Consider the following 13,203-nt stretch of genomic DNA (forward strand, 5'->3'; position numbering starts at 1 on the left):
CCGGCTCCTAGGCGGCCAGCGACAGCGCGCGCTGGCCGTCAGCGAGACTGTGGCCGTCGGCATCGAACGCATGCCAGGCCGTCAGTGGCACGTACACGCGCAGCACCTCGCCGGTGTGGATGCGGTTGCTGGCGGGCAGCACCACGACGACCTTCTCCGCCCCTGCAGTCTGCAGCGTAACCATGCAGTCGGCCCCGGTGAATTCCACCAACTGCACCGTGCCGCTTACCACCAGGGCATCGCGCATGGGCGCGAGCGTGGCGGCGTGTGGACGGAATGCCATTCGGGTGCTGCGCGTGGGGAAGTGTGGCTCGATGGCCTGTTCCTGCAGCGCAGCGCGGCCGGCGCCGTCGTGGCCCACGGTCAGGAAGTTGATGCGCGGCGCGCCCACGAATGCGGCGACGTCTGCGTGTTGAGGCGCGTGGTAGATCTCCTGCGGCGTGCCCAACTGCAGAATGTGGCCACCCTTCATCACCGCCACGCGATCCGACATGGACATGGCCTCGTGCTGATCGTGCGTGACATAGACGAAGGTCACGCCGAGCTGGTCGTGCAACTGGCGGATTTCGCTGCGTAGCGACTGGCGCAGGTTCGCATCGAGATTGGAGAGTGGTTCGTCGAACAGGAATAGCGAGGGTCGGCGCACCATCGCGCGTGCCAACGCCACGCGCTGGCGCTGGCCGCCAGAGAGCTGGGCTGGCTTACGTGTCCATAGATGGTCGATGCCCAGGATACCGGCCACCTGGCGGCCCTGGTCCTGCGCGTCGCGCACACGGCGGCGCGTACCGGGGATGAGCCAGCGCGCACCGGGCAGGCGCTGGGCGAAGTTGAGTGAGCGCATATAGAGCGGGGTGCAGATGTTGTCGCCCACGCTCATGTGTGGATAGAGCGCGTACGACTGGAACACCATGGCGCAGTCGCGTTCGCTGGGCGACTGCGCCAGGATGTCGGTGTCGCCCTTGCGCAGGGTGCCGCTGTCGGGCATCTCCAGTCCGGCCAGCAGCTTGAGCAGCGTGGACTTGCCACAGCCCGAGGCGCCCAGCAGGGTCAGGAACTCGCCATCGTGGATGGTGAGCGAGAGACGGTCGAGCACTGTCGTGCTGCCATAGGACTTGCTGATCTGGTCAAGGACGAGGTCAGTCATCTTCTGTCTCCAGGACGCGGGTGGGGTGCGACGCGATCCAGTGCTTCAGGTCGCCGGCATGGTCATAGGTGAATACGGCGGGGGCAAGGTCACCGGGCCGGGCATGGTAGCCACCGCGATGGGCGGCGAAATCCACGCGGGCGGCCTGTGCGCAGCGCGCGTCGACCTGCGAGTCCCCCACGAACAGGGCCCGTCCGGAGGGATGGCCGACACGTTCGAGTGTGGCCAGCAGCGGCGCGCCATCGGGCTTGGGCGGCAGACCGTCGTCGAGACAATGGACGTGGCTGAAGTGCGCGCGCCATTCGTGGTGCGCCAGCAGGGTCAGGGTGGAGGCGCGGTCGCGGTTGGTGCACACGGCCAGCGTATGGCCGGCCGCCCGCAGGCCGGCCAGCAGTGCGCCGGTGCCGGCGTAGGGCGTGGCCGTCACCAGCGTGTGATCGAGATAGTGGCGCGACATTGCCGCGAACAGCGCGGGACGCGCCCCGTCTTCAGGGCCGGCCAGTTGCGCGGCGGCGCGTTTGAACATTGGGCCGACGCCCTGGCTCAACGCCAGACGCAGCGCGGTCGGATCGAGACTGGGGGCCGAGGCCGGGGCCACGGCGCGCACGGCCGCCAGCAGGCTGGGCCAAGTATCGAGCAGCGTGCCGTCGAGATCAAAAACGATCGCTGGATAGGGGGTGAAAGTTGTCATGTCCGCTACTTTATTGATCGAATGTGACGCAGATATGAACAAATTCGTTTATAAAAGATCAATATCGATCATTTCATTTTTTAAGGCTCCAGAAATCTCTGTGTGATAGGGTGGCGGCCCCGGCCCGATAACGATCAAATATGCTCAAAGCCGAACGTCAGCAGCGCATCCTCGCGCGTATGCAAGAAACCAACGCCGTGACCGTGCGCGATCTGGCGCAGGCCTTTTCGACCTCGCCCATCACCATCCGGCGCGATCTGCTCGAACTGGGCGACAAAGGCATGCTGGCACGGACCCATGGCGGCGCGGTGGCCTTGCACGAGGTGCTGGCCGAGGGCAATGCGCGCTATGAGATGTACAGCTATGCCGAGCGGCACAATCAGCAGTCGGCCGAGAAGGCCGCGATCGCGGAGTGCGCGGCGCAGTACATCTCCGATGGCGACAGCATCCTGATCAACGCCGGCACCACTGCGCACGCGCTGGCTCAGGCTCTGCGCGGCCACCAGGATCTACACGTCATCACCAACGGGCTTTCCGTGGCCGCGGCGGCCGGGCAGAGCCGAATGGCGTATGTGTATGTGCTGGCTGGCCGGCTCGACACTCGCAAACAGGCCACTATCGAGCGCGCCGACAACGACACGCTGTCGGGCATCCAGATCCGGGAGGCGTTTCTCGGGGTGCACGCGGTGTCCGCCGCCGGCATATTCATGCGCGACAGCGAGGACGGCGCCATGAACCGCGCCTTCATCGCGGCGGCGAGCCGTACCACCGTGATGGCCGACCACACCAAGCTCAACGCGCATGCCAGTTTCCGCGTGGCCGCCTGGCAGCAGGGGCAGCGCCTGATTACCGATCCGGCGGCCGACCTGGAGGTCGTGGCCGCGATCCGCGCCCAGGGCGTGGAAGTGGTGATCAGCGCCTAGGCGGGTAGGGGCGCGGACCCGGTCGAGCTCTCAATGGCGAGTTAAAGCGGACATTCAAAAGGGCAAGTTATACGACCGCTTCTGGCCGCCATCGGCCGGTCGACAAGGACGGCTAGCCGCCAGAAGCGGTCGCCTACCTGATATATATTCGAGACTTCTAACCAAGTTTGCAAGGTAAGACGTGGAAATCGATATTACCTCTGTTGACGTCCGGCTATTTACACCCGACGACGATATTTCGACTCTCACTTCGTTACTGCACCGAGCATATGCCCAACTCGGTGAAATGGGATGGCAGTTCAAAGCTGTAGATCAGTCCGACGATGTCACGCGGCAGCGCTTGGATGCTGGGGAGTGTTATGTGGCGGTTGCGGGCGGCAACTTGGTGGGGACCGTACTCTACGTTCCTCCGCCACGGACCAGAGGGACACCATGGCTCGATCGGCCCGATGTCGCTAGTCTTCATCAGCTGGGGGTGGACCCCGCTCTACAAGGGTCGGGGCTCGGGACCAGACTGATGAAATACGCCGAAGCTCGGGCGGCAAACTGTGGTGCCAGTGAAATCGCTTTAGATACCGCCGAACCCGCAACGCATTTGCAAGATTGGTACATCTCACGCGGCTACCGGCCGATTGAATTTGCGCAATGGGCACACACTAATTATCGCAGCATCATTATGAGCAAGCCATTGGGCGAATCCGCCTAGACTTTTAGTGCGCGCAATGGACGCGCTGAACGCACGCCGGATGGGGAGAGAACCTTCCCCACTTGGCGACGGTGGGGCGGGAGTGATCGTGCGCCTTTTGCGGCTTCAGGTCGAAAATTGCCTGTCTTCGACGACCACTCCGGGCCAAGAGTGGCCGGCTGCGGGTTTACGCAATAACACTTTTGAGTGTTTATCGCACTTCGTGAGCGGTCGTTCGGGCGATCAGACGGCGAGAAACCTGCGGCCGATTATATTTCTCGCTTTCACTACGCAACGTGATCGCTTGTCCGCAAGAATATAGGCGGCGCTCTTAGCTGGATGCTAGTCGCACCAGGAAACGTGACACTTCGGGCAGCCGGTCATGCCGGTGGCGTCTGTAATTTCCAGAGTGACGTCCTCCTCGCAGCGATAGCAATAGCCTTCCGGCGGTAAAAAGGTGAGGCCTTTGGCTTGGCGGAGCAGTATTTGTGCTCGCTCGGCAGTGCACGCCCGCGCTGCTTCGTCCGGTCGGGTTATCTCGAACAAGTGCATGACCTGGTGCCGCAATTGCAGAAGTGCTTGCAACTGGATCTGCTCCTGCTCAGGTTCACCCAGAGCCAACGATCCGCTGCTCGGATGCCGTTCTAGCTCGACCTGCAAGCGGCCGTACTCTGCATGAGTAATGTCATCGACGCGCAGCAGCACCGCGCCGCATTCCACTGGGTACGGATCCTCGGCCCAGTTCGTGTAGGAGGACTCGCGGACGTGCAGCAGCTGGTCGAAGGTTTCTAAGGCGTCCCTCTCGACTAAATGGATCACGCCCTGGGCCCCCGCCAGCCCGGTACTTTTAATGTGGACAAAGCTTCCCTTGACGGTTAGCGTGAAGAACGGTGTTTGAATAGATTGCATTGTTAATCCTATTTGGTGTGGTGTTCCATCGTGGCAGGCGCTTTGTATGGACGCCAAGGGCGGGTAGCTTCCAATCCGATGTCCAAGGCCGCAGTCTTTTCCTCGAGCCGATCTACGACGCCGGCCAACTCGCTGGCGTCGTTCGTGTAGATCTCCGTATGGTGACGTGCGCGTGAAATAGCCACGTAATAGACGTCACGCTGCGTGGTCCGGCTAAAGCTCTCCGCGTTGATGAGTGCGCGGTCGCATGTGAGGCCCTGGGCGCTATGGCTGGTCGTGGCATATGCGCGATCCAGGTGTAGGGGGCCGGTGGCAGCATCCAGCGTGAGCCTCCGGCCGTTGCCGCCAATGGTGACGGTGGTGGGGGTTACCGCCAGCACCTCGAATCGGCCACCGTTGACAAGGTCAAGCTTGGCGTTGTTCCGTGTCACTCGCACCCAGTCGCCTGCAGACAATTCCGCCTGGACTGGCTCGTATACGGAAAGCTTGGCGGCGCGTGCAGGATTGAACTGCGTGCGCTCTCCTGTGATGACATGTTCGACAACCAGATCATTTGGCTTTCCTGGCGCTACGCCGATGACGCGGTACATCTCGGTCTGGCGTAGGTTGCCCGTCTTGTAGTCGCGTTCCGGTTGGAGGATGTCGCCGGCGACGTAGTACTTCGCCACCCGTCGCTCCGCCTGGGTCGTGTCGCGACGGGTGAGCAGATTGAAGTCGAATCCACGGCCAGACAGGCCCAGCGCCTGGTGCGTTGCCTCGTTCAGTGCATTGCGCGAATCGTTCGTGCCTGTGACGATCAGCGTTTCACGCCTTTCATCCCCGTCGAGCGTGGCGTACTTGGAGGCGATGGCGTCATAGCGGGTGCCGTCGTCATCGATGGAATGGACCGCTTTGAGCTTTCCGTCCAACACGGCGAGGGATGCGGACGCCTTGCCAGCCGCGGCGAGTTCCACCGCCGCCTTCAGTTCTGGCGATTTCTGGCGGATGATGTCCCCCATGAGCGAAGTCTCCATGCCGGCCGCCTGCAGCTGGTGAAACGGTCGGCCCGCTTCAATCGCTTTGGTCTGGCCGGTGTCGCCGAGCATGACCACACGAGCACCGTCGGCCTCGGCCATCTTCATGAGGCGCTCCATGATTCGGGCGGGAACCACGCCGGCTTCGTCGATGACGAGGACCGTCTTCGCGTCCAACTTGAAGCGGTCCTTCTGGCGCGCTTCAAGCACGGAGGCCACTGTACGTGCCTCCATGTTCAGCTCTCGCAGCGCCTCGATCTGCTTGCCGTAAGACGCCACCGCCTGGACGCGATAGCCGGCCGCTTCTGCCGCCTCCTTGACCTGCGCCAGCATGTGCGACTTGCCGGTGCCGGCCAATCCCTGCACGCCGACAAAGCGATGCGGCGTGCTTAGTATCAGGCCGGCCGCCGCGAGCTGCCCAGGCTTGAGCTTTTTGTCAGCCAACGCAGCCTGCGCCGCGTCCACCTGCAGGATCGGGGCGACGGCGTCACGGCCTTCGCGCTCAATCTGCAAAATGCGCTTTTCACGCTCACGCGCGGATTGCGTGGTGTAGCGGGCGCCCGTGGGGACATATTCGCCTCGGGCAATAGACTTGCGGACCTGTTCTTCCGCCTGCCTCTTGGTAGTGCCGCCTTGAACCAACGCGTCAACCATCTCGGAACGATACATTGCGGGCGCATCACGGTCCTTGGCGTGGCGATACTGCAGCGTGCCAAGGATTAGGTGACCCCTATCTAACGATCGTTTGACGGCACCTTTGAGGTCTGCCAGGTTGACGCCCGTGCCGTGGGATCGGCGCAGCGCTGTCTTCAGCAATGCCTTGCCATCCATGACTGACTCGCGCTCCGTGTGGTGTTTGATTGCCCACTTCAAGCATTCGTCGGCCGTCAAGGATTGAGCCTGCGGCGTGCGCTCGGCCGCCTTGCCGGTCGGTGTGTTCGACGGCTCGAATGACACGCCGAGATCCCTGGCCTGCCGCTCCCAGTCGCGCTGCAACTCCTCGCGAGTGAGCTCCGGCGCTTTGTTGTTGCGCGTCTTGAGCGCGATCGTCTGTTTGAGTTTGGGACTTGCGGTAAGACGAGTTGCACCCACCGAAGCCAGTTCGGCATTGATGTCTTGAGAACGCTTCGAATAGGCTTCGATCTGTTCTCGAGAGACGTGCGCAAGTTCAAAGCTCTTGCCCTCATATCGAATGGCGTGCCCGGCGCGTTCCAGCTCGGCGACGAGCTCTGCCGAATAGACTGACTGCACCAGCGAAACGAGCCGGTAGATCTCATCGTTCGAGATCGCGGTCCAGGACCCGTCCGCGCGCTGGGTAATATTCAGAACTAGCGCGTGAGTGTGAAGTTGGGGGTCCGAGTACGCACCGTCCGTCGGGCGGGCAGTCTCGTGGCGAAACTTGGCGATCGCGGCGTTCCCACTGCGCTCCATGGTGGTGACGCCCTTTTCCGTTTGGCGTGCCCGCACCAGCTCCTGCTCAATGAATGCCAGCGCCTTGGTGACCGCCGCGTCATGTGCGGCTACAACAGAAGGGTCCTTGCCGACCAGCGCTTGGATACTGACGCTCTTTGGAGGGGAGAACGTCATGTCAAGCGCGGCCCTGGCTTTGGCATCAAGCCGAACCGATTGAGACAGTGCAACTTCAGATCCGAAGTCACCGCGGAGCGCCCGCAGGAACTCGTCCTGTTGGATGCTGCCAGTGAGGCCAAGGGCCTCTGCAGCTTTTCCCTGCCACTGCGCCGCAGTACCGTCGCGGCTGTAGTAGTCATCCTTCTGGTCTGCGTAGTAGTGCGACGCCTTGTTGGCGGCGCTCCGGTGGATGGTCTTGAGCGAAATCATCGGATGTTCCATGCGAGCGGCCGCCGGCGCTGCCGGCGACCTGGTGTGATGCGCTTACGCCGCGAGAGTCGGATCCTCGGGTAGGTCGACTTGCGACCAGGGTTGAGGGCCGCTGGCAGACGAATTGGTCATACTTTGAGCGCCGCTGCGCCTCGCTTCGACAAAGGGCGCATTGCGAATAGCGAAGGTTGCCGGCTGGAGCTCGAACTTCGAGATCGGCCGGTTGCCCGCGAAGGCAACCCAGCCGGTGAGTTCAGGCAGCGTTTGTACCTGCGCGGCGGTAACGACGCGTTCTGTCGAGCGGACCATGCGTTCGCTCGTGTTCGGCGTCTTTCCAGGGTTTCGGCTATCGGTGTATTCCGGCCGCGCGACCTCATGCTCACCGAGCGACTTGGACATGACTTCTGCTGTTTCAAAGTCCGTCTTGGAGCCGCCGAGCACGACCAGCGAGCGGAAACTTGCGCGTAGCGTCTGGGACATCTTCTCTCCGAAAATGTCGTCCATTTGGGATACCGATTGAAGGCCAGCAAGCGCGCGGCCACCGTTCTTGCGCCCCTTCGTCAAGAAGTCCTCCAAGCTGGCCATCTTCTCCATCGACCCCAGTTCATCGATGACCAGCCACCACCGGCGCGCCTGATCTTCTGGCAGCGAAAGCAGTGCCGAGCAGAAAACGTCAACGAATGCGGAGATGAGAGGCTTCATCGCCTCCTTCATGTCCTCGCGCCACGTGATGTAGAGACTGCCGGTGCCGTGCTCCATCCAGTCACGAATGCTGAACTGTCCAGCAGGCATCGTGACGTGTTCTGCCAGATACTTGGAAAGCACGAAGCGTGCGCTCGTCAGGGCTTTGTTGGCCTCAGATGAGCCGGCAAACAGGGACTCGGCAAGCGTGCCGGAAAGGAAGGCCCGAAGGTCTTTGTCGGAGGCGATCGTGGTCCAACGAAAGAGCTCTTCGATGGACGGGTTTCCTAGTTCGTTCAGCTTGCGGGCAGCCTCACGAAGCAGGAGTCGAGCATAGCCGTTCCACTCTTCCGCGTTAGCGTCTTTGCCCAGCGGAACAATAGACAGCGCTAATCGCTTCCAGTCGTACTCCGCACGCACCTCATTGAAGAATGACCAACCCTCGGTCCGCTGATCATAGGGATTGAGCAGGACGTCGCTCTCCCGCCCGAATTTGCTGTAGAGATCGCCGTTCGGATCGACCACGACAATTCGGTCGCCACGCCGCAGGGCGGAATAGACCAGGTTGCGCAATAGCACCGACTTGCCGCTGCCCGTTGCTCCGTTCAGCAGGATGTGAAGATTCTCGATGCCCGTGGGCATCGGGACGCCGGCCACATCGATCTGCTGGCGGCCGTTTTCGGCGCAAAGCTTCTTCAGCTTCTTGACAGGGACCGCCTCGGTACCGCGAATGTGCTTCTTGTACCCGGCGCCGTCGAAGCCGTCTTTGGTTGAGTACTTCTTGAGCGTGAGCGAAAGTGCGAGTGCCAGGATGAGGGCGATGATGGGCGCGGCGATTAGGGAGGGGTAGTCTGGCGTGGAGACTACCCAGTGTGATAGCACCGTCCAGGTGATGTGGGAGAAGGGGAGGCCGGATAGCACCTTGGCTGTAAAAAGCCAAGCGCAAAGAGGAAGAACTAGAAGGGCGAACTTGATAATTCGCCGGCGTATGTCGGGTGCCATGAAAGTCCTTTCGGAATAGGAATAAGGCGCCTAGGGCGCCATTGAAATAGCGCCCGCAGGGGCTACCGATAAAGCGCGAGCGCCACAAGGGCGCCGCCGATGCCGCTGCCGATGAGCGCGCAGACCGCGCACAGGAGACCAGCTCGCCACGCGGCCGTCGGCAGAGCCCGGGTTGCGACGCGAGTCGCGATTCGGGCTTCGGACGTCGACTTAGCGAGGGTGCGGCTTGCCTCAAGAAGCGAGCGGGCGGCCTGGCCGCCCGCATTGACCGCAGCCTCCATGCCTGCTTGGCGCACAGTGGAGGGCAGCGCTTGCATTGCCTGGGCGATCCCCTCCTGCCGTGCTGTCAGCTGCTCCATCTGCCCTACCAGTTGAGCGCTTTCCTGCAGCATGTCGCGATACAGAAGCTCCATCCTGCTTCGGGGGATGGGGGACGAGGCGGCTGCGCTTTCGGGCTGAATGGCGGTCACAGAGTCCCCTACAGGAAGAGTGCGCCAAACGCCTTGTCCAGCTGCCGATCGACCGGACGCGCAAGCGACTGCAGGGCATGCATGTCGCTGAGGTGACTGACGAGCTTCGCATCGTCACGATCAGCCTGACGCAGCTCCTGGCGGTAGTCGCGCGGGTCGGCGAGAATTTCCTTGATCGTGGTGCGCTTGTTGGCCAGCAGATCGAACACCTCGTTTTCAAAAATCGCCGCTTCCGGATTGGCCTGGAAGTCGCCGGACTTGCGGGCGTAGCCGAAGATAGCTGCGAACTCCTCACGGACATCGGAATCGACCCGATTGAAGAGCACTCGCACGCGGTCGGCCGGCACGCCCATCTCCGAGAGGGCCTGGATCGTTTTGATCGTCTCGCGTTGCGCTTTACCCGAACTGACCACGGGCAGGACGTAGTAATCGATCTCGAGATGCGCCTGGTCGTACTTCACCAGCTCGGCCAGAAAGTCCTCGATGTTGGAGGCGCCGACGTCGACGATGGCGGCTTCTGCCATCAGCAACTTGCGAAAGAGGCGGCCAAATTGCCCGCCGCGCATCTGTTCGACATCCAGCCCAAGATCGGCTGCGCTTTCGTTCGTCGACTCAACGGCGATGATTTCGGCGTCCGGGATGCGGGGCGCCAGCAGGTGGCTCGTCGTGACGGTTTTGCCGACCGAGCCGGAATAATTGACGGTTGCGATTTTCATGGGTGATGCCTATTTTCTTCGGCCGATTTCGGCCAGTTCGTTGAGGTCAATGTGATCTGAGGCTAGGCGAAGCCGAACCAAGTCGGCCTTGCTTTGAATGCCGCCAGGAGCGGGGGTATCGGGGATGCGCGATGGACAAGGCAGACTTGCCTCGGAGCTGGGCGCGGAATGGCGGTCGGGCACGTTGTCGTCGATCTCCAAAGCGACGGACCGCTTGCGCCATCGGTAGAGCGCCTTTCGAAGCGACAGAAGTGTCACGGGCAAATCAGCGTTGATCAGGGATTCAACGATCTTGGCGTGGGGGACTCCCTGTCTGACGAGTCGGTCTATCAACGGAAGTAGCGCGCGAAACCGCGCGCGCTGGTCGGTGGCATTCAACGCGTTTAGCTGCTGAACGATCTCGCCTTTGTTGGCCGGCGGGGCGTGATTCTGTTGCATGGAGAGGCGTTTCCCAGGTTCGGTGAGTTGCGCGGACGCCGGGTTACCGCTCGAGGGCGGCCGAAATTTTCTCCGCACCTGCCTTCTGCCACGCGGTGGCTTCGAGCGCGAGGGATTCCACCTCGCGCACCAGGCCAACTTTGCCGCACGGGTAGCTGATGTCCACCTCTCTGCCTACGAATCGAAGCGGATCGGGTACGCTCATCCTGCCTGCGTCGTGCGAGATGGCAGTGCCGTTCGACACGAGCTGATAAACCTTGCTGCCCTGCACATCAAGAATGGCACCCCGATACGTCGCGCCGACTTCAGCCGGTTTCACTTCGGCCGGTGTCGAACCACGCCACAGAGTTTCGCCAATCACGAGCGTCAAATCCTCGCTGGCGCCGTGTCGCTGCAGCTCATCAATGGCCTCCGCTATAGGCATGATGTCGTAGGTGGTTTGTTCGAAGTCGCTCACGTGGTGCCATAGTTGTGTCTTGAGAAGCGCTTGGCCTTGCGTGTCGACCGCCAGTAAGGTGACCTTCTCGACCGCGTTCTCGTCTAGCGGCGACGGGTTTAAGAAGTCTTTCCGAACCACCGGCGTGGGCACGGTTTCTCGCATGACCGGGTGGTCTTCGAGATTTCGGAAGTCATCGAAAACGCCTGCGTCGATATCGCTTACCGACTTTCCGTCCCATAGCCGTAGCTTCGCTTCGGCTTCGCGCTCGAGCGCAGAGAGATGTTGCTCATAGGAATCGGCGGGGTCTACGTCCATCTGATCGGCTGCGTGGCTGACTTCGCCAGGTTGAGGCGTTGAGGGCACGTGAACGAATCGCTCGCCGGTGCTGACGATGGAGATGTCGACCGGCTTGCGTTCGCCGTCGGCGGAAAGAGCTCGCGGGCCGTTCGAAACGGGCGCGCGATCGGGTTGGGCGGAGCGAAACAACGCTTGGAATTTGGCTTTCAGGTCGGAGATTTTCATGAGATTTCCTCGTGAGGTGAAGGTGCGTAGCGCTCCAGGCTGAGCACCGGCGTGCGGTTGAGTTGACGTGAGCGGTGGCGCCCCTCGTGCTGCAGAACCGGGGTTGAAGGAGGGGGAGCCGCGCCCGTGGGCGGGCGCGGGGGAACCGTTGCGGTTCCCCGGGGGGTCGGAAGCGCGGACGCCGCTAGGCGGCCGGCCAGGGGGGCAGCAGCCCCCGCGCTTTTGGGGCCTTCCGATCCCCACCCGGCGGGATGCCCGCCGGGAAGGGGACGGACCTTTTTCTGGGGTATGCAGGCAGCGCAGCCATGGAGGTCAGCAGCGGTGGCGCGGCATTGGAGGCGTTCGGCAGACAGGTCGTGGCGCTAAGGGCGGGGCGAGGCCAGCGGCCCGCAACGCCCTGGGGGGCTGCCTTTCCCCCGCCTGGCGGCGCATCGCGCCGGCGGAGAGGGGGACTGAAGCTATGGGTTCAGGCCGGCGCCGCAGGCGTCGGGGCGGAGGGAGCGCAGCGATCGGAGGGTAGGCGGATCGGCGTTCGCGATGAGCCAGCGCCTCGCGCGCGACTCTCTCTAAAACCTATAAAACCTATATATACCTATTGGGTACCGTTTTCGGTACTGGCAAAAAGCCGTTTTCGGTACTGGCGAAAGCAGAAACTGGGACGGGCAAAAAGTACTTTTCGGGCTAGGCCCAAAATTGGGACTGGTCCCGATACTGGGCCAGGCTGTGGACAATTTCTAATGGGACGGCACGAGCCCAGCGGCCTGGAACACGCGCGCCTTGAAATGGGGAGGTGGCTCGTTCGGGGCCTGTTCCACGCCCAGCTTCTTGCCCGTGGCCACGATGCCGGTCCAACTGTTCTGCCACGCCGCGCCGGCGGCTTCGCCGGGCTCGCGCTCTCGGAAAACCCAAAGCCGCCACGACTCGAACCAATCGGGCGACGTGCCCAGCTCGCCGGGCCTGGATCTCATGTAGGCGCTGAATGTGGCGGCCATGGCGTCGATCTTCTCGTGCGTCCAGAGCGGCCGCTGTTCCTGCGTCCAGCTTCGCCATCGCTCCGGCAGTGTCCAGGTCACCGGGAGCCTGGTGGCACCGGCGCCGGCACCGCGCGCTTCGGGCTGGCGCCTTCGGCCTTTTTTCCGGGAGCCCTTCGCCGCCTTGCCGGTGGCTGCATACGTCGCGGGAGCGGAATTCCGAGAACTGTCGTGGGTGGGGCTGGAGTCGCCTGCTGAGGTCATGACGCCCTCTCTGGGCAACCCCTCGGACATGCCGTCAATACCGGCTCCATCCCGATCGCCCGGCTGCCGTTGGTCCAACGGTGGCGGGTTGTCGACTGGCGGCGCGGCCGCGGGGGCATCGTCTCCCTCGTCCTGCAGGCCCAAGTCTTGCTGCGCCGCCTGAGCCTCGCCGCCGGCGACAGCACCGGTGGCCGCTAGATCGATCAGCGGGACCGCATTCGGGCACAAGCGATAGATGATGCTGCTGCGATTGTCGCCCGCACGCCGCCCGGTGTCCTGTATCGCGCCCAGTTCGCGAAGCCGACCAAGCGCCTCGATGACCGTCTTGCGATTCAGATGCGTGACCTTGGCCAGGTAGTCGATTGATGCGAAAACGGTCCAATGCTCGGCATCGTACCGGACGAGCTGCGCCAAGTTGAGCAACACGAGCTTGGATGAGGATTTCTGGACGTCGGCCATTCTGGCCCATTTGGATGCTTCGACGCTCATGTTCGTC

12 protein-coding genes are annotated in these 13,203 nt (G+C 62.5%); 2 read left to right on the forward strand and 10 right to left on the reverse strand.

Going from position 1 to position 13,203, the window contains the following annotated elements; genetic code table 11:
- Positions 1-7: 7 nt before the first annotated feature.
- Entirely contained in the window at positions 8-1,144 is a 1,137-nt protein-coding gene (locus tag V6V88_RS03830) for an ABC transporter ATP-binding protein (protein ID WP_026382208.1), read from the reverse strand.
- Positions 1,137-1,835 (reverse strand): HAD hydrolase-like protein, encoded by a 699-nt coding sequence (locus V6V88_RS03835; protein WP_051428994.1) that lies wholly within the window; start codon positions 1,833-1,835, stop codon positions 1,137-1,139. The genes V6V88_RS03830 and V6V88_RS03835 overlap by 8 nt, the downstream gene beginning before the upstream one ends.
- 140 nt (positions 1,836-1,975) lie before the next feature.
- Here V6V88_RS03835 and V6V88_RS03840 point away from each other — a divergent pair, with 140 nt between their 5' ends.
- Entirely contained in the window at positions 1,976-2,758 is a 783-nt protein-coding gene (locus V6V88_RS03840) for a DeoR/GlpR family DNA-binding transcription regulator (RefSeq protein WP_026382209.1), read from the forward strand.
- A 286-nt stretch (positions 2,759-3,044) separates the two neighbouring features.
- Positions 3,045-3,464 carry a GNAT family N-acetyltransferase gene (locus tag V6V88_RS03845; protein WP_227741372.1) on the forward strand — a complete coding sequence of 140 codons (420 nt, stop codon included), beginning with the start codon at positions 3,045-3,047 and terminating at the stop codon, positions 3,462-3,464.
- A gap of 321 nt (positions 3,465-3,785) precedes the next feature.
- On the opposite strand, the gene V6V88_RS03850 is transcribed toward V6V88_RS03845, so the two are convergent.
- From V6V88_RS03850 to V6V88_RS03885, 8 genes are all read right to left on the reverse strand, one after another.
- The gene (locus V6V88_RS03850; RefSeq protein ID WP_152383438.1) at positions 3,786-4,352 is read right to left on the reverse strand and encodes a hypothetical protein; all 567 of its coding nucleotides are present in this window, start codon (positions 4,350-4,352) and stop codon (positions 3,786-3,788) included.
- An 8-nt stretch (positions 4,353-4,360) separates the two neighbouring features.
- The gene (gene mobF / locus V6V88_RS03855) at positions 4,361-7,204 is read right to left on the reverse strand and encodes a MobF family relaxase (protein WP_152383439.1); all 2,844 of its coding nucleotides are present in this window, start codon (positions 7,202-7,204) and stop codon (positions 4,361-4,363) included.
- A 54-nt stretch (positions 7,205-7,258) separates the two neighbouring features.
- Entirely contained in the window at positions 7,259-8,887 is a 1,629-nt protein-coding gene (locus V6V88_RS03860; RefSeq protein ID WP_152383440.1) for a type IV secretion system DNA-binding domain-containing protein, read from the reverse strand.
- A 62-nt stretch (positions 8,888-8,949) separates the two neighbouring features.
- Positions 8,950-9,357, reverse strand: a complete 408-nt coding sequence (locus tag V6V88_RS03865; protein WP_175157252.1) for a hypothetical protein — start codon at positions 9,355-9,357, stop codon at positions 8,950-8,952.
- An 8-nt stretch (positions 9,358-9,365) separates the two neighbouring features.
- Complete coding sequence (gene stbB / locus V6V88_RS03870) at positions 9,366-10,073, reverse strand: StbB family protein (protein ID WP_152383442.1); 708 nt, start codon at positions 10,071-10,073, stop codon at positions 9,366-9,368.
- A 9-nt stretch (positions 10,074-10,082) separates the two neighbouring features.
- Positions 10,083-10,511 carry a hypothetical protein gene (locus V6V88_RS03875; protein ID WP_152383443.1) on the reverse strand — a complete coding sequence of 143 codons (429 nt, stop codon included), beginning with the start codon at positions 10,509-10,511 and terminating at the stop codon, positions 10,083-10,085.
- 43 nt (positions 10,512-10,554) lie between these two features.
- Positions 10,555-11,472 (reverse strand): hypothetical protein, encoded by a 918-nt coding sequence (locus V6V88_RS03880; RefSeq protein ID WP_152383444.1) that lies wholly within the window; start codon positions 11,470-11,472, stop codon positions 10,555-10,557.
- Positions 11,473-12,206: 734 nt separating this feature from the next.
- On the reverse strand, positions 12,207-13,196 hold the full coding sequence (locus tag V6V88_RS03885) for a helix-turn-helix domain-containing protein (RefSeq protein ID WP_152383445.1): 990 nt from the start codon (positions 13,194-13,196) through the stop codon (positions 12,207-12,209).
- Positions 13,197-13,203 lie beyond the last annotated feature (7 nt).

This window comes from Achromobacter sp. E1 (assembly GCF_037039475.1).
Taxonomy (GTDB): Bacteria; Pseudomonadota; Gammaproteobacteria; order Burkholderiales; family Burkholderiaceae_B; genus Achromobacter; species Achromobacter mucicolens.

What these genes read in the sequence shown, in the direction of transcription:
- V6V88_RS03830 (WP_026382208.1), bottom strand. Translation starts at nt 1,144, where the DNA reads ATGACTGACCTCGTCCTTGACCAGATCAGCAAGTCCTATGGCAGCACG.
- V6V88_RS03835 (WP_051428994.1), bottom strand. Translation starts at nt 1,835, where the DNA reads ATGACAACTTTCACCCCCTATCCAGCGATCGTTTTTGATCTCGACGGC.
- V6V88_RS03840 (WP_026382209.1), top strand. Translation starts at nt 1,976, where the DNA reads ATGCTCAAAGCCGAACGTCAGCAGCGCATCCTCGCGCGTATGCAAGAA.
- V6V88_RS03845 (WP_227741372.1), top strand. Translation starts at nt 3,045, where the DNA reads ATGGGATGGCAGTTCAAAGCTGTAGATCAGTCCGACGATGTCACGCGG.
- V6V88_RS03850 (WP_152383438.1), bottom strand. Translation starts at nt 4,352, where the DNA reads ATGCAATCTATTCAAACACCGTTCTTCACGCTAACCGTCAAGGGAAGC.
- mobF (WP_152383439.1), bottom strand. Translation starts at nt 7,204, where the DNA reads ATGATTTCGCTCAAGACCATCCACCGGAGCGCCGCCAACAAGGCGTCG.
- V6V88_RS03860 (WP_152383440.1), bottom strand. Translation starts at nt 8,887, where the DNA reads ATGGCACCCGACATACGCCGGCGAATTATCAAGTTCGCCCTTCTAGTT.
- stbB (WP_152383442.1), bottom strand. Translation starts at nt 10,073, where the DNA reads ATGAAAATCGCAACCGTCAATTATTCCGGCTCGGTCGGCAAAACCGTC.
- V6V88_RS03875 (WP_152383443.1), bottom strand. Translation starts at nt 10,511, where the DNA reads ATGCAACAGAATCACGCCCCGCCGGCCAACAAAGGCGAGATCGTTCAG.
- V6V88_RS03880 (WP_152383444.1), bottom strand. Translation starts at nt 11,472, where the DNA reads ATGAAAATCTCCGACCTGAAAGCCAAATTCCAAGCGTTGTTTCGCTCC.
- V6V88_RS03885 (WP_152383445.1), bottom strand. Translation starts at nt 13,196, where the DNA reads ATGAGCGTCGAAGCATCCAAATGGGCCAGAATGGCCGACGTCCAGAAA.